The 22,889-nt window shown below is 59.6% G+C and carries 19 protein-coding genes and 1 other RNA gene; 11 read left to right on the top strand and 9 right to left on the bottom strand.

What is annotated here, in order from left to right:
* The first annotated feature begins 4 nt into the window (after nt 1-4).
* The 10 genes from AC07N6_RS10830 to AC07N6_RS10785 all read left to right on the top strand — a co-directional run bounded on the left by AC07N6_RS10830 (nt 5) and on the right by AC07N6_RS10785 (nt 8,656).
* Complete coding sequence (locus AC07N6_RS10830; RefSeq protein ID WP_494781843.1) at nt 5-1,267, top strand: aromatic ring-hydroxylating dioxygenase subunit alpha; 1,263 nt, start codon at nt 5-7, stop codon at nt 1,265-1,267.
* Between the two features lie 2 nt (nt 1,268-1,269).
* On the top strand, nt 1,270-1,740 hold the full coding sequence (locus tag AC07N6_RS10825; RefSeq protein ID WP_494781982.1) for an aromatic-ring-hydroxylating dioxygenase subunit beta: 471 nt from the start codon (nt 1,270-1,272) through the stop codon (nt 1,738-1,740).
* A gap of 7 nt (nt 1,741-1,747) precedes the next feature.
* Nucleotides 1,748-2,071 (top strand): non-heme iron oxygenase ferredoxin subunit, encoded by a 324-nt coding sequence (locus AC07N6_RS10820; RefSeq protein WP_494781842.1) that lies wholly within the window; start codon nt 1,748-1,750, stop codon nt 2,069-2,071.
* 60 nt (nt 2,072-2,131) lie between these two features.
* The gene (locus tag AC07N6_RS10815; protein WP_494781841.1) at nt 2,132-3,319 is read left to right on the top strand and encodes an ABC transporter substrate-binding protein; all 1,188 of its coding nucleotides are present in this window, start codon (nt 2,132-2,134) and stop codon (nt 3,317-3,319) included.
* 3 nt (nt 3,320-3,322) lie between these two features.
* The gene (locus tag AC07N6_RS10810; RefSeq protein ID WP_494781840.1) at nt 3,323-4,246 is read left to right on the top strand and encodes a branched-chain amino acid ABC transporter permease; all 924 of its coding nucleotides are present in this window, start codon (nt 3,323-3,325) and stop codon (nt 4,244-4,246) included.
* Nucleotides 4,246-5,280, top strand: a complete 1,035-nt coding sequence (locus AC07N6_RS10805) for a branched-chain amino acid ABC transporter permease (RefSeq protein WP_494781839.1) — start codon at nt 4,246-4,248, stop codon at nt 5,278-5,280. The genes AC07N6_RS10810 and AC07N6_RS10805 overlap by 1 nt, the downstream gene beginning before the upstream one ends.
* Nucleotides 5,277-6,026 (top strand): ABC transporter ATP-binding protein, encoded by a 750-nt coding sequence (locus AC07N6_RS10800; protein ID WP_494781838.1) that lies wholly within the window; start codon nt 5,277-5,279, stop codon nt 6,024-6,026. The genes AC07N6_RS10805 and AC07N6_RS10800 overlap by 4 nt, the downstream gene beginning before the upstream one ends.
* A 2-nt stretch (nt 6,027-6,028) precedes the next feature.
* Nucleotides 6,029-6,745 (top strand): ABC transporter ATP-binding protein, encoded by a 717-nt coding sequence (locus AC07N6_RS10795; protein WP_494781837.1) that lies wholly within the window; start codon nt 6,029-6,031, stop codon nt 6,743-6,745.
* 4 nt (nt 6,746-6,749) lie between these two features.
* A complete protein-coding gene (gene maiA, locus AC07N6_RS10790; RefSeq protein ID WP_494781836.1) occupies nt 6,750-7,406 on the top strand; it encodes a maleylacetoacetate isomerase in 657 nt (218 codons plus the stop codon).
* Between the two features lie 149 nt (nt 7,407-7,555).
* Nucleotides 7,556-8,656 (top strand): porin, encoded by a 1,101-nt coding sequence (locus AC07N6_RS10785; RefSeq protein WP_494781835.1) that lies wholly within the window; start codon nt 7,556-7,558, stop codon nt 8,654-8,656.
* Between the two features lie 393 nt (nt 8,657-9,049).
* Here the strand turns inward: AC07N6_RS10785 and AC07N6_RS10780 are convergent, their stop codons facing one another.
* The 9 genes from AC07N6_RS10780 to ompA form a co-directional block, all read right to left on the bottom strand.
* Nucleotides 9,050-10,201, bottom strand: a complete 1,152-nt coding sequence (locus tag AC07N6_RS10780) for an Arm DNA-binding domain-containing protein (protein ID WP_494781834.1) — start codon at nt 10,199-10,201, stop codon at nt 9,050-9,052.
* 243 nt (nt 10,202-10,444) lie between these two features.
* Nucleotides 10,445-10,648, bottom strand: a complete 204-nt coding sequence (xisR, locus tag AC07N6_RS10775) for an excisionase family protein (RefSeq protein ID WP_494781833.1) — start codon at nt 10,646-10,648, stop codon at nt 10,445-10,447.
* Between the two features lie 84 nt (nt 10,649-10,732).
* A complete protein-coding gene (locus AC07N6_RS10770) occupies nt 10,733-11,065 on the bottom strand; it encodes a hypothetical protein (RefSeq protein WP_494781832.1) in 333 nt (110 codons plus the stop codon).
* A 639-nt stretch (nt 11,066-11,704) separates the two neighbouring features.
* On the bottom strand, nt 11,705-12,733 hold the full coding sequence (locus AC07N6_RS10765; RefSeq protein WP_494781831.1) for a phage/plasmid replication protein, II/X family: 1,029 nt from the start codon (nt 12,731-12,733) through the stop codon (nt 11,705-11,707).
* A gap of 160 nt (nt 12,734-12,893) precedes the next feature.
* Nucleotides 12,894-13,254, bottom strand: a transfer-messenger RNA (tmRNA) gene (gene ssrA, locus AC07N6_RS10760).
* 79 nt (nt 13,255-13,333) lie between these two features.
* Nucleotides 13,334-17,065 carry a DUF748 domain-containing protein gene (locus AC07N6_RS10755; protein ID WP_494781830.1) on the bottom strand — a complete coding sequence of 1,244 codons (3,732 nt, stop codon included), beginning with the start codon at nt 17,063-17,065 and terminating at the stop codon, nt 13,334-13,336.
* 263 nt (nt 17,066-17,328) lie between these two features.
* Entirely contained in the window at nt 17,329-17,997 is a 669-nt protein-coding gene (locus AC07N6_RS10750) for an HAD family hydrolase (protein ID WP_494781829.1), read from the bottom strand.
* 73 nt (nt 17,998-18,070) lie between these two features.
* Nucleotides 18,071-18,778 (bottom strand): bifunctional 2-polyprenyl-6-hydroxyphenol methylase/3-demethylubiquinol 3-O-methyltransferase UbiG, encoded by a 708-nt coding sequence (ubiG, locus tag AC07N6_RS10745; RefSeq protein ID WP_494781828.1) that lies wholly within the window; start codon nt 18,776-18,778, stop codon nt 18,071-18,073.
* 110 nt (nt 18,779-18,888) lie between these two features.
* The gene (gene ompA / locus AC07N6_RS10740) at nt 18,889-19,503 is read right to left on the bottom strand and encodes an outer membrane protein OmpA (RefSeq protein ID WP_494781827.1); all 615 of its coding nucleotides are present in this window, start codon (nt 19,501-19,503) and stop codon (nt 18,889-18,891) included.
* A gap of 689 nt (nt 19,504-20,192) precedes the next feature.
* Between ompA and gyrA the strand changes: the two genes are divergently transcribed.
* Nucleotides 20,193-22,853, top strand: coding sequence for a DNA gyrase subunit A (gyrA, locus tag AC07N6_RS10735; protein WP_494781826.1), 2,661 nt, complete (start codon nt 20,193-20,195; stop codon nt 22,851-22,853).
* Nucleotides 22,854-22,889: the final 36 nt, after the last annotated feature.

The raw sequence follows: 22,889 nt of genomic DNA, 5'->3' as shown, positions 1-22,889 counted from the left end.
TGACATGCACAACCCCAGCGAAGCTTTCCCGGTCGAAAAGAAATGGACCGGCGACGGCTCCAGCCGCATCCCGTTCTGGGCCTACACCGACCAGGGCCTGTACCAGCGCGAGCTGGAGCGCTTCTTCTATCGCGGGCACTGGAACTATGTCGGCCTAGAGGCCGAGATCCCCAACCATGGCGACTTCAAGCGTACGGTGGTGGGCGAGCGCTCGGTGGTGATGATCCGCGACGCCGATGGCGAGATCAATGTGGTGGAGAACGTCTGCGCGCACCGCGGCATGCAGTTCTGCCGCGAGCGCAGCGGCAACCGCAAGGAGCTGGTGTGCCCCTATCACCAGTGGAACTACAAACTCAATGGCGACCTGCAGGGCGTGCCGTTCCGGCGCGGCGTCAAGCAGGATGGCAAGGTCAACGGCGGCATGCCGAGCGATTTCAAGATTGAGGAGCATGGCCTGACCAAGCTCAAGGTGGCGCGCCGCGGCGGTGTCGTGTTCGCCTCCTTCGACCACGAGGTGGAGTCGCTGGAAGATTTCCTGGGCCCGCAGATCCTGGCTTATTTCGACCGCTTGTTCAACGGTCGCCAGCTGAAGATCCTGGGCTACAACCGCCAGCGCATCCCGGGCAACTGGAAGCTGATGCAGGAAAACATCAAGGATCCCTATCACCCGGGACTGCTGCATACATGGTTCGTGACCTACGGCCTGTGGCGTGCGGATAACAAGTCGCAGTTGCGCATGGATGACAAGTTCCGGCATGCGGCCATGATCTCTACCCGTGGCACCGGTGGCGTCAAGACCGAGGTGACCGCCGGTGTCAGCAGCTTCAAGGAAAGCATGCAGATCCAGGACAAGCGCCTGCTCGACATCGTCCAGGAAGACTGGTGGAAGGGGCCGACGGCCGTGATGATGACGGTGTTTCCCAGCGTGATCTTCCAGCAACAGGTCAACAGCGTGTCGACCCGGCACATCCAGCCCAACGGCACCGGTTCCTTCGATTTCGTCTGGACCCATTTCGGCTTCGATGACGATACCGAGGAAATGACCGAACGCCGCCTGATCCAGGCCAACCTGTTCGGCCCGGCCGGATTCGTCTCGGCGGACGACGGCGAAGTGATCGAATTCTCGCAGAGCGGCTTTGAGCAAAAGCCGATTCATCGGACCTTGGCCGAACTGGACGGGCGTGAAGTGCATGACACCGAGCACATGGTGACCGAGACCCTGATCCGGGGCATGTACGACTATTGGCGCAAGGTAATGGAGGTTTGATGATGGACGCTAGCTTGTATGTCGAACTGTGCCAGCTTTATGCCCGCTATGCCGAAGTGACCAGCAGCGGGCGCTGGGAGGAATGGCCGGACTTCTTTACCGACGAATGCCTCTATAAGGTGCAGCCGCGCGAGAACTTCGAGCGCGGCTTCCCGCTGGCCACGATGTCCTTTATCAGCAAGGGCATGCTGCATGACCGGGTCTATGGCATCCGCGAAACCCTGTTCCACGATCCCTACTATCAGCGCAATGTGACCGGCTTGCCCATGCTGAAGTCGGTGGCGGGCGAGGTGCTCAAGGTCGAGGCCAATTATTCGATCCTGCGCACCAAGCTGAGCCAGGAGACGACCATCTTCAATGTTGGACGCTATGTGGATGAAGTCCGCATGACCCCGCAGGGGATGCGGTTCAGCACGAAGTTGTGCATCTATGACTCGGAAATGATTCCGAACTCCCTGATTTATCCGATCTGAGGCATTCATGAGCGATACCTGCACTCAACAATGGATCGAGGCCGGCAACGTCGACGGCATTCCCGCCGATGACGTGATCGGCGTCGAAGTGGAGGGCAAGGATCTGGCCCTGTATCGGGTCGACGATGAAGTATTCGCCACCGACAACATCTGTACCCACGGCCATGCCAGGTTGTGCGACGGCTTCCTGGATGGTCACGAGATCGAATGCCCTTTGCATCAGGGGAAGTTCGATATCCGTAGCGGCAAGGCCATGTGCGCACCGCTGACCGTCGATGTACGCACGTATCCGATACGCATCGAGGACGGAAAGGTCTTCGTCGCAATCTAGAAAAACAAGGCGCCGCCATGCATGCGGTGCCATTCCCATGACGACAGGAGAGGAGACAGCATGAAATATTCGAAGACACTCGCCGCCGGCGCAGGCGCGTTGGCGGTCTTGGCTGCCTTGGCAGCCATGCCGGCGGTAGCGGCCGATGCCATCAAGATCGGTTTATCGGCCCCCTTGACCGGCAGCCAGGCAGTAGTGGGACAGGACCAGGTCGATGGTTTCAATCTGGCTGTCGAACAGAACGGCGGCAAACTGGGCGGGCGCAGCGTCACCCTGTTCAAGGAAGATGACCAGCTCAAGCCGGAGATCGGTTCGCAGATCGTTCGCAAGTTCATCGAGAAGGACAAGGTCGATGCCATCGTCGGCATGGGCTTTTCGAATGTCTTCATGGCGGGCCTGAAGCCCATCGTCGATTCCGGCATCGTGGCGATCGGCACCAATGCAGGCCCGTCGCCGGTCGCCGGCGCATCCTGTGCCGCCAATGTGTTTTCTGTCGCGTGGCAGAACGACGGCGCGGCAGAAGCGGTAGGGCAGCATATGAAGTCCAAGAACTTCAAGCGGGTGGTGCTGCTGGCGCCGAACTACCAGGCCGGCAAGGACATGCTGACCGGTTTCAAGCGCTTCTACCAGGGCCAGGCGGCGGACGAACTCTACACCCAGGTCGGCCAGACCGATTATTCCGCCGAGATCTCGCAGATCCAGGCCGCCAAGCCTGACGCGGTTTTCGTGTTCTACCCGGGCGGCATGGGCGTGAACTTCGTCAAGCAGTTCAGCCAGGCGGGCCTGCTGGGCAAGTTGCCGCTGTTCTCCGTCTTCACCGTGGACGGTACCACCATGCCGGCGTTGCGGGATGCCGCCGTGGGCAGCGTGTATGGCGCGATGTGGGATGCGGCGTTGGACAATCCCGAGAACAAGAAATTTGTCGAGGCGTTCCAGGCCAAGTACAAGCGCGTGCCCAGCGAATACGCCGCTACGGCCTATGACGCCGCGCACGTACTGGACCTGGCGCTGCAGAAGAGCAATGGCAATACCAGCGACCGCAAGGCCTTCGCCGCTGCGGTGAAGGCGGCCGGCGGGGAATTCCGCTCGGTGCGCGGGCCATTCCGCTTCAATAACAACAACATGCCGATCCAGAACTACTACATCTTCGACGTGGCCAAGAATGGCGGCAAGGTAGAGGTGCGCCAGAGCGGTGTGGCGCTGGCCAACCATGTTGACAGCTACGCTAGCCTGTGCCCGAGGAAGTAAGTCATGGATCTCCTTCTGCAAATCGCTACCCAGCTGCTCAACGGGGTGCAGTACGGGGTGCTTCTATTCCTGCTGGCCGCCGGGCTGACACTGGTATTCGGGATCATGAGCTTCGTCAACCTGGCGCACGGGTCGCTGTACATGCTGGGCGCCTACTTCTCGGCGCTGGGGTATGAGTACGGCGGCAACTTCTTCTGGGCCGTCATGGCGGCCCTGGGGGGATGTGCGGTGGTAGGCATGGTCCTGGAGCGCTTGGTGATCGCGCGGCTGTATCGGCGTGACCACCTCGACCACGTGCTGGCGACTTTCGGCCTGGTCTTGTTCTTCAACGAGCTGGTGCGCATCCTCTTCGGCCCGCAGCCTTATTTCCTGCCCTTGCCGTCCTTCCTGGAGGGCACCATCGAGGTGCTGGGCACCAGCTACCCGGCCTATCGGCTGGCCATCATCGTCACCGGCTTGCTGGTGGCGGCCGGCGCGCAATGGATGATCAACGGCACTCGCCTGGGCATGCTGATCCGGGCCGGCGCGGTCAATCCGGCCATGGTCGGCGCCCTTGGCATCAACATTCGCCTGCTCAATGGCCTGCTGTTCGTGATCGGCGCCATGCTGGCCGGCCTGGCCGGCGTGATGGCTGGCCCCATCCTGTCGATCCAGTCCGGCATGGGCGAACCTGTGCTCATCGCGACCTTGGTGGTCATCGTCATCGGCGGCATCGGTTCCATCCGTGGTGCCTTGTACGCGGCACTGATCGTGGGCATCGCCGATACCATGGGGCGGGCTTTCCTGCCGCAGATCTTCCGCACCCTGATGGATCGCGAGGCGGCCACGGCGGCTGGTCCAGCGGTGGCGTCGATGTTGGTCTACGTGCTGATGGCCGTGGTGCTTGCGGTCAAGCCGAACGGGCTGTTCCCTGCGGGAGGAAAGTGATGAAATCGACTAACAAGACTAACAAGATGCGAGGTTTCTCGTTCTGGGTGCCATGCCTCCTGCTGGTGGCCTTGGCTTGCCTGCCGGTGGTGGCCGAGTGGACCGACCAGGCCTTCTTCATCACGCTGTTCGCACGCATGCTGGTGTACGCGCTGGCGGCGGTAGCGCTCAACCTGGCGCTGGGTTATGGCGGCCTGGTCAGCTTCGGGCATGCCTTGTTCTTCGGGGGGGGCAGCTATTGCGTGGCTATTCCCGCCTTCTATGGCATCGATGCCGGCTGGCTTCATCTGCTGGCGTGCGTGCTGGTCTGCGGGGCACTTGGCGCGGCGACCGGGTTCATCAGCCTGCGCACCAGTGGCATCGCCTTCATCATGATTACGCTGGCGTTCGCGCAGATGGGTTACTTCGTCTTCGTCAGTCTCAAGCACTACGGCGGCGACGACGGCATGACCATTACCGCGCCGTCGCAATTCGGCTGGTTCAGCCTGGGTGACCTGAAGACCCTGTACTACACGGCCTTTCTCCTGCTGTGCCTGGCGCTGCTGGCCATGTGGCGGATCCATGGCGCACCGTTCGGTATGGTACTGCGCGGCGCTCGCCAGAACCCGCGCCGCATCAATGCCCTGGGTTTTCCCGCTCGCCAATACCAGCTCGCAGCCTATGTCATGTCTGCGGTGGTCTGTGCGCTCGCTGGCATGCTGTTTGCCAACCTGAACGCGTTTGCGTCGCCCAGTTCGCTGGCATGGTCGATGTCGGGCGATCTCATCGTGATGGTGGTGCTGGGGGGCATGGGATCGGTGGCTGGCCCATTGCTTGGCGCCATGAGCTTCCTGGGCGTGGAAGAAATACTCAAGTCGTACACGGACCATTGGGCCGTCGTCTTTGGCCCGATGATCGTACTGATCGCCCTGGCCGGACGCGCTGGCATCGTGGGTGTGCTGTCGAAGCTGGATGAACGGCTGGCCATGCGCAAGCGCGGCGCCGAGCTCGCCACGCGGGTGCCAGTCGCCTTGGCCGGGGAGGAATCGCGATGAGCCAGGCATTGCTTGAAACCAGAGGCCTGACCAAGCGTTATGGCGGCTTGCTGGTAACAGACCAGGTCGATCTGGACATCCGGCCGGGTGAGCTGCACGCCATCATCGGGCCCAATGGGGCCGGCAAGACCACGCTGGTAAATCAACTCTCGGGCGAGCTGCGCGCCGATGCGGGTGTCATCCGCTTCCAGGGGCGGGATGTTTCCGCGCTGGGGATTGCTCAGCGCGCCCGCAGCGGTTTGCTCCGTTCCTACCAGATCACCGCGGTGTTCGAGGAGTTCACGGTACGCGAGAACGTGATTCTGGCCGCGCACGGTGCGCGCCGCCATGGCTTTGCGTTCCTGCGCTCGCTGCTGGGACAGCGCGACCTGGCGGCCATCGCCGACAAGGTCATCGATGAGGTCGGCCTGGCGGCTATCGACGGCGTGCCGGCCGGCGAGCTGGCCTATGGCCAGCGGCGCCAGCTTGAACTGGCCATGGCACTGGCGGCCGAACCTCGTTTCCTGCTGCTGGACGAACCCATGGCCGGCATGAGTGCCCAGGAGTCTGCCGTGGTGGTGGCCTTGCTGCAGCGCCTGAAAGGACGCTACGGGATCCTGCTGGTGGAACACGACATGGAAGCGGTGTTCGCGCTGGCAGACCGCATCACGGTGCTGGTCTACGGCAAGGTGATGTTTTGCGGCACGCCGGACGAGATTCGCCACCATCCTGAGGTCAAGGCGATTTACCTGGGCGAGGAGGAATAAGCATGACAGCTCTGCTGGAAGTAGAAAACCTGAACGCCTCCTATGGCCAGGCACAGGCGCTGTTTGGCGTCAGTTTCGACGTCAGGCCAGGGGAGGTGGTTACCCTGCTCGGACGCAATGGCATGGGGCGCTCCACCACCATCAAGTGCCTGTTCGGCCTGCTGCGCGCCCAGCGCGGGCGCATCAGCATGGGCGGGCGAGAGATCCACGCTTCCCCATCGCACGAGATCGCGCGCCTTGGCCTGGGCCTGGTGCCCGAAGGGCGCCAAGTGTTTCCCAACCTGAACGTCGAGGAAAACCTGGTGGCCACGTCCCGCGCCCCGCGCCAGAAATCCGCCGGTGCGCCCTGGAACCTGGCCCGCGTCTACGCACTGTTCCCACGACTGCAGGAGCGTCGCCGCAACCAGGGCTGGCAATTATCAGGGGGGGAACAGCAGATGCTGGCCATCGGCCGCGCCCTGATGACCAATCCTTCGCTGCTGGTGCTGGACGAGGCGACCGAAGGCTTGTCGCCGCTGGTGCGCCAGGAAATCTGGAATGCACTGCTGACGCTCAAGCAGGATGGCCTGGCGCAGATCGTCATCGACAAGAACATCAAGTCGCTGCTCAAGCTGGCCGACCGTCATTTCGTGCTCGAGAAAGGGCGCGTGGTGTGGTCGGGGGCGTCGGCGCAGCTGGCCTGCGAAACCGAACTTATCCACCAATACCTAGGAGTTTGACGCCATGGGCGCAGAACGCATCCTTTATAACTATTTCCGCAGCTCCTCTTCATACCGGGTGCGCATCGCCCTGAACCTGAAGGGCTTGCCGTTCGACTACCGCGCGGTGCACCTCAACCGCAATGGCGGCGAGCAGTTCGGCGCAGGTTTCCAGGCACTCAATCCGCAAGCGCTGGTACCGGTCCTGGGCGATGGCGCAGGGCTGATCAGCCAGTCGCTGGCCATCCTCGAATACCTCGACGAGCGCTATCCGCAGGCGCCGCTGCTGCCGCAAGACCGGCTGCAGCGCGCCTACGTGCGCCAGGTAGCCGCCAGCATCGCCTGCGAGATGCATCCGCTGAATAACCTGAGGGTGCTGAAATACCTGAGCGGTACGCTGGGGGTGTCGGAAGAGCAAAAGAAAGCCTGGATCCATCATTGGAACCTCCTGGGGCTGGAAGCCCTGGAGCAGCAGGTGGCAGCCTCGCCCCTGCGCGGCCGCTTCATCTGCGGCGACACTCCGGGCCTGGCCGATTGCTGCCTGGTGCCGCAATTGTTCAATGCCCAGCGCTTCGACGTGAACCTGGAACCCTATCCAGTCTTGCGCGCCATCGCCGCCGAGTGCGAGCAACTGGATGCATTCCGTAGCGCGCACCCGGCAGGCCAGCCAGATGCCGAGTGATCCATAAGTACGAAACGACGGAACATTTTCCTGAAAGAGGTGGGTACGAACTGACAGCGACACTACGGAGGGCGCCAACCGATAAAGCGATAGCCGGCACATAGACCGGTCTACGCGGCGCCGTCCTTTCGACAACTACAGGAGGAAACATGCAGAAGATGAAAATCACCGGCGCCATGGCGCTGGCTGGGACAGTATTGGCCGGCGCGGCGCATGCGCAGGGTTCGTCGGTCATGATCTACGGGATCATCGACACTGCCGTGGCGTACACGACCAACGCCAATGCCAACGGCAACTCGGTGATCAAGATGCCGTCGCTGACCGGAAGCTTCCCGTCGCGTATCGGCTTCAAGGGCACGGAGGACCTGGGCGCCGGGTTGCAGGCCCTGTTCGTCCTCGAGTCCGGCTTTACCCCCGACAGCGGAGGCATGGGGCAGGGTAACCGCCTGTTCGGACGGCAATCCTTCGTCGGCCTCAAAGGCAGCTGGGGGCAGGTGTCGCTGGGACGCCAGGTCAACATGACCTTCCTGGCGACTGCCAAGAGCGACGTCATCGGCCCCAGTTTGTTCTCCATCAACAGTATCGACAGCTACCTGCCCAATGCCCGCAGCGACAACGCCATCGGCTACCTGGGCAACTTCAGCGGATTCACCGTGGGCGCCACATACAGCTTCGGCCGCGACAATTCTTCCGCCGGCGGCCCCTCGGCAACCAACTGTCCCGGCGAAGTGGCCGGCAACGCCAAGGCCTGCCGCCAGATCACGGGCTTGCTCGGCTATGACGGCCAGGGCTTTGGCGTCAATACCTCCTATGACATCATGTATGGCAATACCGGCGCCTCCGGCGGGCTCACCAGCAGCGACAACACCGACCAGCGCGTCACGCTGAACGGCTATGTCATGCTGGGGGAGGTGAAGCTGGGCGGCGGTGTCATCGATCGCCGTACCCGCGCAGCAGGCAATGCGAACACCAATTCCGACCTCTACTACCTGGGCGCCAGCTATCCCCTCTCGGCCGCCTTGGTACTGGATGGCCAACTAATCCGCCTGAACGTCAAGGGCAGCAGCAACGACGCGACGATGTCAGTGGCCAGACTCACCTACAACCTCTCCAAGCGCACCGCGCTCTATACGTCAATGGGCTACATCAAGAATGGCGGGACCTCTGCCCTTGCCCTCGACGCCGGTGGTTCGGTGGGAGCAGGCAAGAACCAGTTCGGTCTGATGACGGGTATTCGCCATTTGTTCTAGGATCATCTGAGGTTCTGAGGAGGGAGGGGCTGGCAAGAGTAAGCCAGCTCGCCCCTGGAAATCAGCAGGCGACACTTGCGAGCAGAGTAGTGTCGTTGTTTGGCCCGCCGGTTGGCGGGCTTTTTTTTGTGCGCCCAGCATGGGCGCACAAAGGAAATGGTCCCGATGGGGCCGTGTCGAGGTGGCGGGAATCTCCCGGGATTGCGCTTGCAAGCGCAATCCGCTCGCCGGGCACGACGCATGCGTCGCGCAACCCCCGGCTCGCCCCGCGTCCGTGCCGGACGCGGATTCGGTTCTCGGGGCATCAAAAACAAAAGGAAATGGCCCCGATGGGGCCATTTCCTTTTGTTGGTGGAGGCGGCGGGAATCGAACCCTCGACCATCCTTTTGAAATCAATCATTTATCACCTCTTTGTGACCAAACTGGGACAAAAATTTCATTACCCTTTCCCCTCCGCTTTGATTTCGGTTGGGAATCCAACGTGCATATCGTTTCAATGTCATTTGCAAGTTCTTGTGCCCCATTTGAACTGACACCCAGAAAGGGTCTTCACCTGCCGTCAGCATTAAGCTGGCATAGGTATGGCGAGTCTGATATGGATTTCTTGGTTTGACTTTGGCGTCAACTAGCAACGGATACCATGCGCGTTTGCGCAGCTGGCCATCATCAATCCACGGCGCCAATGTATGCGGATTTAAGAACACTTCATCGTGCGTTAAAGATTGAAATTGCTTTTGAGCTAGTAGTGCTTGCTCTGCAAATGGAAGTAGTAAAACTGTCCGTCGCCCCGCAGCGGTTTTGGTATCTTTCAGCGATTTTCTAACCTTGGCTCGCGTAACGTAAATTTGCTTTAGGCGGAAGTCGATGTCTTGCCATCGTAAGGCGATTAGCTCCGAGGTTCTTAGCCCAGTATAGAAAGCAAACTGGATGAGGTTGCGAATTTGAGGAATAGCAGACGAATTTATTATTTGGTTGATCTCGTCAGGAGAAAAAGGATCGGGTTCTTGCGATTGATGGCGAAAATTTTCAATTCGTTCTAGAGGATTATTTTTAATCGTTCCATCTCGAAAAGCATTTTCGAATACTTCACGAAGAGGGATCAAAATGTTGTTTTTTCTCTTCCCACTGATCGCCAAATTCTGGAGCCACTCTCGGATCATCATCGTCGTAATGTCCCTAAACTGAAGTGATCCAAAACGTGGCCGAAGATGGAAATCAATAGCGCTTCTATAGTCTCGAAGAGTGCTTAAAGCGCAGTCAAGTTGTTTGAACTTGAGAAAGCCATCTAATGCTTTACCAATTTCTGATGAAGTCGACGTGTCATGGCAAACTCGATTCGGAAAATATTTTCCGAGGTCGAGATCGCCGCGTGCGATATCGAACAAGATCGCATTTCGGGTGCGCTCCGCATACTTTAAGTTTGCCTCGGTTGGAGGAATTCTTAGTTTTTCTCGGTGGCGTTTTCCTGCGAATGTGAAGTCGATTTGAATTCCACTTCCATGAGCGCGTACGCCTTTTCTTTTCCGAGAGCTATTCATCGGCATCGTTCAGATCCGTAATCGATAGCAGTGGCTTGTCGTCATCCATTTCCATTATGCGATTCGCTACAAGCATTACGGCCTTTTCCTGGCCGCTGAAGTGAATACTCTCGGACCCGCAGTTAAAGCATCGCGAATATCCGACCGCATCCACATTCGGAGGAATAAATTTCTTGTTTCGCTCTCGTTTGATTGAATTCTTTTTTCCGCAAGCGCAAACGGCATGTGACGGCATTCGTACATACCGACTCATGATGCATCGCTCCCCATCGGATGGACCGATCCACCCTCCACCCATAGTTGAATGGCATGTAAATCAAAGAGAATTCGTCCATCAGGTGCTTTGCGCCAATGGAGATTTTGAAGCCAGACACCTTTCTTAATTTTTGCTCGGACGGCGTTTTCAGAATAGCCAGTTTGTTGAACGAGCAACTTAATCAATACCCATTTCATAAAAAACCCCCCAGGATTAGTCGGCACCAATTGAGCATTGGTGTGGGGGAGTTTAATAATCCCCTAGGGGTGCGTCAAGTACCCCTAGTTGATTTCTGTCGAGCGTACTCCTTTAATCTCACCTTTGACTGCCTTCCAGAAGTTTGAAATCTTCTCTACCGTGCTCCAAGCCAGGGAACGCTTGGCATCAGGTCCCACCTCCAAAAAAAGCGTCCTCGAATCGATGGCGAGTATGCGGTCATACTCCTTGATCGTCTTAGGGGTATGCATCAGCAATACCGGTTTCCAGCCGATTCGGCGGGTAACAAACGCATAACCGATGGCGCTACGCAGAGTATCGGAATTCCCTCGGAAGTTTTTAATTGCCTTTTCAACAATTAAGCACAATTGCTCGTCAGAAGGTATTTGGGTAGTCATTATGGGATGTATAGGGGGACTTTAAAATCCCTTTATTTTAGAGGGCTCACCGGGCTTTGGGTACCAAATTGGTACTTTCGTGCAGTATCACTATACTGCACAGGAGTAGTTGCTCTATTGGCATCTAAGCCGCCTGAGAGTCCCGATTTCGGGACAAAGCTCACCGGCAAGGGCTACGCCCGTCCTCGCAAAGCTGCGGGCGGGCGTAGCCCTTGCCGGTAGATCTTGAGGGAGTATTGGGGCATTCAGGTGGATGGCATCGTCGCAGCGCCGGCCAACGGCGCTTATCGCTCCTGCATGCCACCATGATAAGCAGGGGTGCCCTACGGGCATCTCGCCCTTCGGCGAGACTCCAATCGCCCCTGCGATGGATTGTTCGTCCAGCCTAGCTTTCCAAAGACTATGCTCGAATCCACCAGTAGAGATCAACAATACGAAAATGAATCATTGCTGACCAATACGATTTGGAGAGGGAGGTCTTCAACGCATACCGATATTCGGCTACAGCGCGTCGTTGCAGGTCATAGTGTATTTCAGGTGTATACGCGGTGTGGCGCGAAAGAAGTCGATAAGCCAATGCGTCTAAAGCTAATTGCATAAAACCATGTTTCATAATTCCCCTCGCTAAGCTCTTCAAGGTTAAGCAACCTTTTGATCCTGAGTATCGAAATAAAGCTCAGTGCCCCTCGCCCAGTCAGGAATATGTGCAATAGCCTGGGGACGTAGGGCGCGGACCAGTGAAACAACATTTTCGAATGATCGCGGCTGGATAATCGCGATATCAATGTCGTGATCAAGAAGCTGGCGCCTGTATCGATAGAAAGTATTTTTGGGATACATTGCGCGCAAATCTTCGCCATTCTTCCAAAGGCGATACACAGCTACTAGACGAGGGGGAAGCCCACTTATATGAGCTTCTGAGAGCGTAAATTGATTGCTCATATCAATGGAATCCAAGTAGTGGTTATGAAGTTTTGCAGGAATGTCTGGTGACCAATGACACGCTGTCTTCAGCAATAAAAGATCATCCAATTGCATTGACCGCAGTACGAGTTCTATCCGGAGCTTGTCTTCAGCATACTCCAGCAACAAATCTCGGTTTGGTAAATCATTAGACAATCGATGCTCTTTGGTTGAGGAGACCTCATCAGCTTTACCATAGGCTTTCATTGCCCATCGTCGGGAGTGCTTTCCCCAATACAGCGTGCCGCCTCTAGTCATTGGGCGGCCATGCCGGCTTTTCGATTGATATTCAGCAGAACGGAGCCACGAGCGTACGTTCGCCCGGCTGTCAAGCGAGTACATATACGCGATGTCTACCCGCGTCAGATCATAATTTCCGTTACGCCACATTTCGTCGTCAGCGGGTGATACAGGGATACCTAGCGTGCGACAAATTCGCTGCATACTCTCGCGAACTAATCCGATGAGATCGTCCGATCCGAACAGATTGTGACCTTGCAAGAACTTCGAGGGATTGCCTGAAATATTGATGTGCCGTTCACCACGAGAAACTATATGAAATCTCGAGTCGTAGGAGCCGACTACTGGTAACCGCTTTTCAGATTGCCATTCCACTTCACCGTCGGAGTTCACGGAGAGAAGCCGTCCACCCGCAAATGTCGTTGATGAGGACAAAGGAATAGTCGCAGTCACCCAGTCGATCATGGATGAGCCCCACCCATGTAAGCGCTGTGACAAATTTGTGACGAAATGGAGGCCAGAATAGGCCACCACAGACAAACTGTTGGAAAGTCCCAATACCTCGCAAACCTTTCTAATGATTGGTTTGCGAGGTCCCTAACGTAGTCTAGGGTGGACTTAAATATGGTGGAGGCGGCGGGAATCGAACCCGCGTCCGCAAGCACTCTACAGACGGTTCTACATACTTAGTGCTGTCATTTGATTTAACCCGGCCGCCGCGGACGCACACGCTGCGGCAAGGCTAGTCACCTTGGATTTAACCCCGGTTCAAGTGACCCGTTCCGAGGCGATTCTCTGTAAATGACTCCACTGCTGTTGCCAGCCCACCCCAGAGACGAGATGGTGTGGAGCTAACCGCGATTAAGCGGCCAGTGCGTACGAGTTATCGTTAGCAGTTATTTACGTTCTGACTGTATTTACGAGGTAATCAGGCCTCGGTATGCCCCGCGCTGCTTTGCAACCCACGTCGAAACCAAGTCGCCCCCGCAGAAACGCAGAAAGGGAATTATAACCTACTGTAGGGGCGCTTTCGGTTTTATCAAGTCCGCGGGGCCGTTTCCTGTCTTATTGGATGCCGAGGTCGACCCGGGCGGTGGCTTCCTTGTCCGGGATGCCGTCGGCGCTGAGCTTGGGGGCGATCAGGAAAATGCGTTCCGCAGGGATCACGCTTTGTTCCTGCAGGTAATTGCGGACCTGGTCGGCGCGGCGCTGGGCCAGGTTGCGCAGGTCGTCTTGCGTGACTTCCGTGTTGTCGGTGATCAACTTTTGCATTTCTTCCGGCGGCAGCGATTTGGAGAGGCCGATCATGTTGCGCGGTTTCTTGAACTTCGCGTCCTTGTAGACCAGTTCGAGATACTTGGGACGTTCGGCATCGCTGATTTGCACCGCGCCGGAGGGTTGGCCTTCCTTGTCGATCAGCTCGCGGCGCTTGATGGCGCGCATCTGGCGGTTCAGGGCTTCCTGGCGCAGGCCCAGGTCATCGATCTTGGGATCGACGCGGCCGGTGATGTCGAGCTTGATGCCGGGGCGTTCGTTGAGGACGTAACCCAGGGCGTCAAGCTTCTTGCGGATTTCGGGGGTGATGTCGGCCGAGCCGGGAGCGAATTCGATATAACGCAGTTCGCCGATGTTGTCGGAACTGTTGAACATCGATCCGATCAGGGCGAACGGCGAGGTGACGGCCTTGACGATCAGGTTCACGAATACGCGCAAGATGATGCCGCCGACCGAGAACTGCGGGTCGGAGAGCGAGCCCGAGATCGGCAGGTTGAGGTTGATGTTGCCATTGCGGTCCTTGAGCAGCGAAACCGCCAGCATCACCGGCAGCTTGGTGGCGTCGGGGCTGTCGACGCGTTCGCCGAAGGTGAGCTGTTCGATGCGCACGTCGTTTTCAGCGACCAGTTTCTCGTTCTCGATCTTGTATTGCACATCCATCGACAGTTTGCCCTTGGTGATCGGGTAGCCGGCGTACTTGGCCGAGTAGGGCGTCAGGCGCGGCAGCTGCACGCCATTGGCGCTGGCCTTGATGTCGAGGAACATGGGCTTGAACAGCGGATTGAGCGAGCCGGAAATCTGCAGCGGGGCGTCGTTGTCGATCTTGCCGCTGATGTTGACGGGCGCCGGCTGCGGTTTTTCCGACGAGATCTCGCCGATGGTGCCGGCCAGGTCGGTCATGTTGGCGGTGTAGTTCGGCTTGACGAAATTGTCGGTGTAGTTGATGTTGCCGGCGGCCAGCACGACTTGCCCGATGCGCACGATCGGCGCATTCGGATCGGCGCCGGTGGCGGTTGCCGGGGCGGTCGAGGTGGCGGTCTTGGGCGCGCTGGCGGTGTCCTTGGGTTCTTTGTTGTCCTGCTTGTCGGCATCGGTGATCGAGCCTTGCGATTGCGCGTCGGACACCAGGATGTCCTGCAGGTTCAGCCGGCCTTTCTCGGACAGGATGGTGCGCGCGTAGAAGTTGGTCAGCGCGACCTTGTCCAGCGAGATTTGCGTACGGCCGCCCAGCTTGGCGCGGATGCCGCTGAGGTCGAGCGCGCGCCAGCGCAGGAAGTCGCTGGCGGTGACCTTGTCTTGCAGGCGCAGGTTGCCGACGGCGGCGCTGCCGTTGTAGCTGAGCGCGAACTTCTGCTGTTCCAGCGGCGGCGTGACGGCCAGCTTGCCCTTGGCGCTGAGCAAGCCGCTGGTCAGCGTGACGTTGAGCGCATTGGCGAAGTAGCCCTGGAAGGGAGCGATGGGCAGGTTTTTCGCATCCAGATTGAGGTTGATGTCCTTTAACTGCGGCGCGGCCTGGCCGTTGATGTCGAGTTTGCCGCTCTTGTCGAACTGGGCTTGCAGGCTCAACTTGGTGTCGCGGTCCAGCTTGCTGGAAAGGTTTTGCACTTGCAGGTTGATGCCGTGGATCTTCAACCGGGACTTGGCGCCGGCAGCCGCATCTTCGAAGTTGAGGGTGCTGTCGGCCAGGCTGAAGGTGTTCAGGCGCGCCACCCATGGCGATGGCTGCGCTCCCTTGGCCGGCGCCTTGTTGCCGGATGGCTCGGGGGCGCGCTCCGTGGCGGCGGAGGCAGGGGCTGCCGCCTGCAGCCGTTGCAGGTTGAAGCTGCCGTCGCCTTCACGCCGGATATCGCCGTTCAGGCCGCTGATGCGGATGGCGTCGGCTTGCGCCAGATGCGCGGCCAGGTCGAGCGAGGCTTGTTGCAAGGCGATCGATTTGACCGTGATGGCGTTGGCATTTTTCGCCTTGGGCGCCAGCTTGAGGTTGGCGAGGTTGAGGCTGGTATCGCTCAGCTTGAGTTGCTGATCCTGGAATTGGATCGTTGAAGCGCCGGACAATGCGCCGGATACATTGGCTGCCAGCGAGCGGTTCAGGTAATTCTGGTAGCCGGCGATGTCGATGCCATCCAGCGTCAGCTTGCCGTTGAGCTGCGGCTTGAGCGGTGCGATCTCGCCGTCGAACGCCAGCTTGCCGCGGCCGTTCTCGACCAGGGAGATTTTCAGCGTGGCGGGTTTGGCGTCGGCGTTGGTCGAGAGCTGTGCCGCGTCGACGCTGAATTGGCTCAGTTGCACGTTTTGTGCGGGCGCTGCGTTGGCTTCGTCGCGCCAGTTGATTTGCCCGTCGCGTACGCTGAGTTGCTGGACGAGGATGGCGGTGTCTTTCTTTTCATCGGCGCTGGGGGCGGGGGCTTGCGCCGCCGGCGCATCGCTTGCCTTGGCGGGCTTGGCGGGTTTGGCAGGTTGGCCCGAGGCCAGCGCCCGTACCCAGTTGATGTCGCCGCGCGCATTCATCGCCGCCCACACTTGCGGCGCTTCCAGGCTGATTTGCGCAATCTCGCCGCTGGCATTGAGCACATCGAACTGCTTGATGTTGGCGGCCAGTTTCTTGGCCTTGAACAACTGGGCTTGGCTCTTGTCCTGCACCGAGATGTCTTCCAGGGCGAGATCGCCGCTCAGCGCCACTTTGGGCTTGCCGTCGGTGCGGACGAAGCCCAGGTCCAGTTTGGTCGTGAGCTTGGCGCTTTGCAGCTTGACCGGCAGCGCGACGGGGACGAAGGGCAGGTAGCTGACCACATCGAGATTGTCGATGTCGATGGCGAAGGTCGATTCCTGGGTGCTGGCGAAAGGCTTGCTGCGTCCCTGCAGATGGAAGGGCGTGCCGTTGATGTCGGCCGAGAGCTGGGGCTGCACCGAGCTGTCGATGCTGCCGGGCAGGTTGGAAATGAACGGCAGGCCGATCTGCAGCGCCTGGACGTTGATGTCTTTGCCGGTGACCTTGTCTTCGAAGCGGATCTTGCCGTCCTGCAGTTGCACATTGGCCAGCGAGAACTGCGATTTCGAATCGCTCTTGGGCATGGCATCGATGCGCTCGAGAATATCGGAGAAGTTGTAGTGGCCGATGCCCTCGGCGTCCAGGCGTACCACGTGCACGTCGGGCGCGGTCAGCTTGATTTCGTCGAGTACCGGGGCCAGGCGGAAGATGGAGGCGGAGGAGGCGTTGACCAGCAGGCTCTTGGCCGCGAAGAAGGGCGTTTTCTGGTCCGGTTCGTAGAGCGTGACATCGGAGACGGTCAGCGCCAGCCGGAAGGGGTTGAAGTCGATTTTGCCGATGTCGAGCTTGCGGCCTATCTTGTCCTGGGTCTGCTCGATGGCGATCTTTTTGATGAAGGACGGCAGCGCCAGCCAACTGGCGGCGGCCAGTGCGAGCAGGACAACCAGGATCCAGGCAAGCCATTTGAGCGGGCGGCGCAAGCGCTGCTGCGATTTCAAGTTGTTGAGGGTTGCTGCGATGCCCGGATTTGCCATGCTGGATGTTCCTTCTCGATGCAACCGGGCGGCGAGGGCGCTGCGCAGGAGCAGGCGGGCGGCACCGGTGCGTTCAACGATATTTGTTATGTGTGCGAAGAACAGGTGGCCGTATGGATGGCCACTTGCATCATTCTAATGCGGCATCGGCAAGCGTGGAGCATAGATCTCTAAATAGGGGCAAGCCAGGGCGGTGGAATGCAAATCGGCTGCGCGCGGCAGCCGATGGAACGGGGCGGGGCTTGCCATCGGCCCTGCGCAAATCAGATCGGCGCAGGTCCCAGCAGTTCCAGCAGTTTTTGCGGCTCGTGCAGCAGCGCGTCGGCATCCCAGGAGGCCGGTGCGGAGTGGCCGCAATAGCCCCAGGCCGCGGCGACGGTAGGCATGCCGGCGGCCTTGCCGGCTTGCACATCGCGCAAGTCGTCGCCGACGTACCAGCAATCCTCCGGCGCCAGTCGCAAGCGCTTGGCCGCTTCCAGCAAGGGGGCCGGGTGCGGTTTGGGGTGCGGGGTGGTGTCGCCGGAGACCACGCAGGCGGCATGCCCCAGGCCGATCTGCGGCACCAGCGCATCGGTGAAGCGGGCGGCCTTGTTGGTGACGATGCCCCAGGCGATGCCGCGCGCTTCCAGCTGGGCCAGCAGGTCGGGGATGCTGTCGAACAGTTTGCTGTGGGCGGCCATGTTGGCTTCGTAACGGTCCAGGAAGCGTACTTTCAGCGACTCGTACTCGGCGTGGCCCGGATGGATATCCAGCGCGGCGCCGATCAGTCCGCGCGCGCCGGCCGATGCGACGGGGCGCAGCAACTCATAAGGCGCCGGTTCAAGGCCGTGTTCGCTACGCAGGAAATTGGCCGCGGCGGCGAGGTCAGGGGCGGTGTCGGCAAGCGTGCCGTCGAGGTCGAACAGGATGGCGCGCGGTGGGCGTAGCGGCATGGTGCGTCACAGGATGGGGTTGGAGGAAGGGCGCCGCGCATGGGCAGCGGCGCCCGGCAACTGCTGCGGCCGGTCAGGCCAGCGGCCGGGTGCAGGCGACCAGGTAGTTGACGTCGGTATCGTTGTTGAGCGAATAGATCTTGGTGAGCGGGTTGTAGCTCATGCCTTTGTAGGCGTCGATATCCAGGTCCGCCTGGCGGATATATCGCCCCAGCTCGGCGGGGGTGATGAACTTGGCGTAATCGTGCGTCCCTTTGGGCAGCATGCGCAGCAGGTATTCGGCGCCGATGATCGCCAGCAGGTAAGCCTTGGGATTGCGGTTGAGTGTCGAGAAAAACACCTTGCCGCCGGGTTTGACCAGGGTGGCGCAGGCGCGCACGATGGAAGACGGATCGGGCACGTGTTCCAGCATTTCCATGCAGGTGACGACATCGAACTGCCCGGGTTCGCGTGCGGCCATGTCTTCCGCGGCGATTTTTTCGTAACGCACCTGCACGCCGGATTCCATGCTGTGCAAGTCGGCGACCTTCAGGGCCTTGTCGGACAGGTCGATGCCGGTGACGTTGGCGCCCTTGGCCGCCATCGATTCGGCCAGGATGCCGCCGCCGCAGCCGATATCGAGCACTTTCTTGCCGGCCAGCGGCGCGCGGGCATTGATCCACTCCAGGCGCAGCGGATTGATTTCATGCAGGGGACGGAATTCGGAACCGGGATCCCACCAGCGGTGGGCCAGCTCACTGAATTTCTGGAGTTCTTGGGGGTCGGCATTGGTCGCATTCATAGGCGCAATGATAGCCGAAACAAGGGCGGGTGTCGGACGGCCGGAAATCAAATCGGCATAAAAAAACCCCGCCGAAGCGGGGTTTATTGAGGCCTTGTAGCGTCAATCGATTACTTGCGGGTACCCACAACTTCGATTTCCACGCGGCGGTTCTTGGCGCGGCCAGCTGCAGTCTTGTTGTCTGCGACCGGTTGCGACTTGCCCTTGCCTTCAGTGTAGACGCGGTTGGCTTCGACACCCTTGGAAACCAGGTATGCCTTGACCGATTCAGCGCGGCGAACCGACAGCTTCTGGTTGTAAGCAACCGAACCAACGGAGTCGGTGTGGCCGACAGCGATGATGACTTCCAGGTTGATTGCCTTCAGGTTGCCGACCAGCTCGTCCAGCTTGGCCTTGCCAGCAGGCTTCAGGACTGCCTTGTCGAAGTCGAAGAACGCGTCAGCAGCGTAGGTCACTTTTTCAGATGTCGGAGCAGCAGGAGCGGCAGCAGGAGCAGCAGGAGCGGCAGCAGCAACCGGTGCCGGTGCAGGCGGCTCTTCGCAAGGGCCGTTCACATAGGCGGTTTGCCAGCACAGACCGTAGCCGCTGCGGGTAACGACGTCACGGCCATCTTGCAGGTACACGCTGCCCGGACGGACCTTGATGTCCTTGATTTCCTGGGCAGTGGCAGACAGAGCGATGGCTGCGGACGCAGCAGCGAAGACGAGTTTTGCTAATTTGTTCATGTTTCTCCTCTCGGGTGAGATATCCGCAGATAAACTGCGCTACAAGATTACGACATCAAAAAAATGAATAATATCATGTGTTCAGGTCGTCACAGCCCCCTTGTTCCCTAGGTGGCATGCGATGAACTTAGCCGCCATTCTGCCACAGGGATTGCCCTTGAGTGATGCTTGCTATTTGGTCCAGACAACGTTTTTGGGACTGTGTTGTTTCCGCGCAACGCGCTTTTTTAGCGGCTTTTTTGTCCCGGAAGAGCTTTAAAAATCGCCGTTTTCGCAAGAAAATCCTTATTTTTCATGTAGTTCGCCAATTCCCGCATATCCAGGGATGATGCGTTTTTGATGCGTTATCGATGCGAGTGAAGGTTCAGATACGCCCCCTTATCGGGGTTCTGGAAATTCGATTTCAAAGAAACTTGTCAGAAGCTTCATTTCCAGTCCCGATGTTGTCCGTTGGGAAGTGTTTTGCCGGCAACCCGCGCCGTCCAGGCGATCCCGCCACTAATAATATATAGGCCATCGTTCGCGGCTGAGGGGTTGCGGCGATCCATGGCGCGCTTGGCGGCCGCGGGGTTCCCAAGCCGGCGGTTCGGCCCTGCGGCATGCTAGAATGCGCTGTTCAGATTACGTCCAAGGGCATGGCCCGCCCGGTATGATTTTTTTAATACCGGGAAACATCTTTCGACTCTCCAATGGATCAATTCGCTAAAGAAACCATCCCCATTTCCCTCGAAGAAGAGATGCGCAAGAGTTACCTCGATTACGCCATGAGCGTAATCGTGGGACGGGCACTTCCGGATGTGCGCGACGGCTTGAAGCCGGTGCACCGCCGCGTCCTGTTCGCAATGCATGAGATGAACAACGTGTGGAACCGTCCGTTCGTCAAATGCGCCCGTGTGGTCGGCGAAGTCATGGGCAAGTATCACCCGCACGGCGACGCCTCGATCTATGACACGCTGGTGCGCATGGCGCAGGACTTCTCGCTGCGCTACACGCTGGTGGACGGCCAGGGCAACTTCGGCTCGATCGACGGCGACGGCGCCGCGGCGATGCGTTACACCGAGTGCCGCCTGGACAAGATCGCCAACGAATTGCTGGCCGATATCGAAAAGGAAACCGTCGATTTCGTGCCCAACTACGACGGCAAGGAAAAGGAACCCTCGGTCCTGCCGACGCGTATCCCGAACCTGCTGGTCAACGGCTCCTCCGGCATCGCCGTGGGCATGGCCACCAATATCCCGCCGCACAACATCACCGAAGTCATCAACGCCGCGCTGCACTTGCTGGGCAACGCCGACTGCACCATCGATGAGTTGATCGAGCTGGTTCCGGCGCCCGACTTCCCGACCGGCGGCATCATCTATGGCGTCACCGGCGTGCGCGACGGTTACCGCACCGGCCGCGGCCGCGTGATCATGCGCGCCAAGACGCACTTTGAGGAATTCGGCCGCGAAGGCCGCACCGCCATCATCGTTGACGAGCTGCCCTACCAGGTCAACAAGAAGGCGCTGCTGGAACGCATCGCCGAACTGGTGCGCGACAAGAAGCTGGAAGGCATTTCCGACATGCGCGACGAGTCCGACAAGTCGGGCATGCGTGTGGTCATCGAGTTGAAGCGCGGCGAAGTGCCGGAAGTGGTGCTCAACAACCTGTACAAGCAGACCCAGCTGCAAGACACCTTCGGCATGAACATGGTGGCGCTGGTCGACGGCCAGCCGCGCCTGTTGAACCTGAAGCAACTGCTGGAATGCTTCCTGTCGCACCGCCGCGAAGTGGTCACTCGCCGTACCGTGTTCGAACTGCGCAAGGCGCGCGAACGCGGCCACGTGCTGGAAGGCCTGGCGGTTGCGCTGGCCAACATCGACGATTTCATCGCCATCATCCGCGCCGCGCCGACGCCGCCCATCGCCAAGGCCGAGCTGATGGCGCGCGCTTGGGACTCGTCGACCGTGCGTGAAATGCTGGCGCGCACCGGCGAAACCAATGAAGGCGGCATCGAGGCCTTCCGTCCGGAAAGCCTGCCGGCCCATTACGGCATCCAGTCCGACGGACTGTACAAGCTGTCCGACGAGCAGGCCCAGGAAATCCTGCAGATGCGTCTGCAACGCCTGACCGGGCTGGAGCAGGACAAGATCGTCAATGAGTACAAGGACGTGATGGCGCAAATCGCCGACTTGCTCGACATCCTGTCCAAGCCGGCGCGCGTGACCGCGATCATCACCGACGAGCTCAATGCGGGCAAGAACGACTACGGCATCGGCGCCAAGGACGAGCGCCGTTCGACCATCGAACTCAATGCCACCGACCTCGGCACGGAAGACCTGATCACGCCGCAAGACATGGTCGTGACGCTGTCGCACACCGGTTACATGAAGTCGCAGCCGGTCTCCGAATACCGCGCGCAAAAGCGCGGCGGCCGCGGCAAGCAGGCCATGGCGACCAAGGATGACGACTGGATCGACCAGCTCTTCATCGCCAATACGCACGATTACATCCTGTGCTTCTCCAACCGCGGCCGCCTGTACTGGCTGAAGGTCTGGGAAGTGCCGCAGGGGTCGCGCAACTCGCGCGGCAAGCCCATCGTCAACATGTTCCCGTTGCAGGACGGCGAGAAGATCACCGTGGTCCTGCCGCTGTCGGGCGAGAACCGGGTCTTCCCGGAAGACCGTTACGTGTTCATGGCGACCAGCCTGGGCACCGTCAAGAAGACCCCGCTGTCGGACTTCAGCAATCCGCGCAAGGCCGGCATCATCGCGGTCGACCTCGATGAGGGCGACTTCCTGATCGGCGCCGCGCTGACCGATGGCCAGCATGACGTGATGCTGTTCTCCGACTCCGGCAAGGCGGTGCGCTTCGACGAAAACGACGTGCGTCCGATGGGCCGTACCGCGCGCGGCGTGCGCGGCATGAACCTGGAAGAAACGCAGCAGGTCATCGCCCTGCTGGTGGCCGAGAACGAGCAGCAGTCGGTGCTGACCGCGACCGAGAACGGTTTCGGCAAGCGTACCCCGATCACCGAGTACACCCGCCACGGCCGCGGCACCAAGGGCATGATCGCGATCCAGACCAGCGAACGCAACGGCAAGGTCGTGGCCGCTACGCTGGTCGAGCCGACCGACGAGATCATGCTGATCACGACCGGCGGCGTGCTGATCCGCACCCGCGTGTCGGAGATCCGCGAAATGGGCCGCGCCACCCAGGGCGTGACCCTGATCGCGGTGGAAGACGGCACCAAGCTGTCGGGCCTGCAGCGCGTGGTCGAATCGGATGTGGAGGACGAGCGCGGCGAAACTGCCGAAGGCGCGGAAGGGACGGAAGCTGCCGGTGGCGAAACACCGGCCGCGGACGCGTAATACGTTGCAACGCAAGGCGGTTCATATCAGATGAGC

This window comes from Herbaspirillum sp. GW821-FHT09A12, from assembly GCF_059418325.1.
The sequence above is the reverse complement of the archived record's forward strand: the minus strand, read 5'-3'. Positions and strand labels throughout refer to the sequence as shown.

What these genes read in the sequence shown, in the direction of transcription:
- ubiG (WP_494781828.1), bottom strand. Translation starts at nt 18,778, where the DNA reads ATGAATGCGACCAATGCCGACCCCCAAGAACTCCAGAAATTCAGTGAG.
- AC07N6_RS10815 (WP_494781841.1), top strand. Translation starts at nt 2,132, where the DNA reads ATGAAATATTCGAAGACACTCGCCGCCGGCGCAGGCGCGTTGGCGGTC.
- AC07N6_RS10780 (WP_494781834.1), bottom strand. Translation starts at nt 10,201, where the DNA reads ATGCCGATGAATAGCTCTCGGAAAAGAAAAGGCGTACGCGCTCATGGA.
- xisR (WP_494781833.1), bottom strand. Translation starts at nt 10,648, where the DNA reads ATGAAATGGGTATTGATTAAGTTGCTCGTTCAACAAACTGGCTATTCT.
- AC07N6_RS10770 (WP_494781832.1), bottom strand. Translation starts at nt 11,065, where the DNA reads ATGACTACCCAAATACCTTCTGACGAGCAATTGTGCTTAATTGTTGAA.
- ompA (WP_494781827.1), bottom strand. Translation starts at nt 19,503, where the DNA reads ATGAACAAATTAGCAAAACTCGTCTTCGCTGCTGCGTCCGCAGCCATC.
- maiA (WP_494781836.1), top strand. Translation starts at nt 6,750, where the DNA reads ATGGGCGCAGAACGCATCCTTTATAACTATTTCCGCAGCTCCTCTTCA.
- AC07N6_RS10785 (WP_494781835.1), top strand. Translation starts at nt 7,556, where the DNA reads ATGCAGAAGATGAAAATCACCGGCGCCATGGCGCTGGCTGGGACAGTA.
- AC07N6_RS10805 (WP_494781839.1), top strand. Translation starts at nt 4,246, where the DNA reads ATGAAATCGACTAACAAGACTAACAAGATGCGAGGTTTCTCGTTCTGG.
- AC07N6_RS10765 (WP_494781831.1), bottom strand. Translation starts at nt 12,733, where the DNA reads ATGATCGACTGGGTGACTGCGACTATTCCTTTGTCCTCATCAACGACA.
- AC07N6_RS10810 (WP_494781840.1), top strand. Translation starts at nt 3,323, where the DNA reads ATGGATCTCCTTCTGCAAATCGCTACCCAGCTGCTCAACGGGGTGCAG.
- AC07N6_RS10755 (WP_494781830.1), bottom strand. Translation starts at nt 17,065, where the DNA reads ATGGCAAATCCGGGCATCGCAGCAACCCTCAACAACTTGAAATCGCAG.
- AC07N6_RS10825 (WP_494781982.1), top strand. Translation starts at nt 1,270, where the DNA reads ATGGACGCTAGCTTGTATGTCGAACTGTGCCAGCTTTATGCCCGCTAT.
- AC07N6_RS10800 (WP_494781838.1), top strand. Translation starts at nt 5,277, where the DNA reads ATGAGCCAGGCATTGCTTGAAACCAGAGGCCTGACCAAGCGTTATGGC.
- AC07N6_RS10795 (WP_494781837.1), top strand. Translation starts at nt 6,029, where the DNA reads ATGACAGCTCTGCTGGAAGTAGAAAACCTGAACGCCTCCTATGGCCAG.
- AC07N6_RS10820 (WP_494781842.1), top strand. Translation starts at nt 1,748, where the DNA reads ATGAGCGATACCTGCACTCAACAATGGATCGAGGCCGGCAACGTCGAC.
- AC07N6_RS10830 (WP_494781843.1), top strand. Translation starts at nt 5, where the DNA reads ATGCACAACCCCAGCGAAGCTTTCCCGGTCGAAAAGAAATGGACCGGC.
- AC07N6_RS10750 (WP_494781829.1), bottom strand. Translation starts at nt 17,997, where the DNA reads ATGCCGCTACGCCCACCGCGCGCCATCCTGTTCGACCTCGACGGCACG.
- gyrA (WP_494781826.1), top strand. Translation starts at nt 20,193, where the DNA reads ATGGATCAATTCGCTAAAGAAACCATCCCCATTTCCCTCGAAGAAGAG.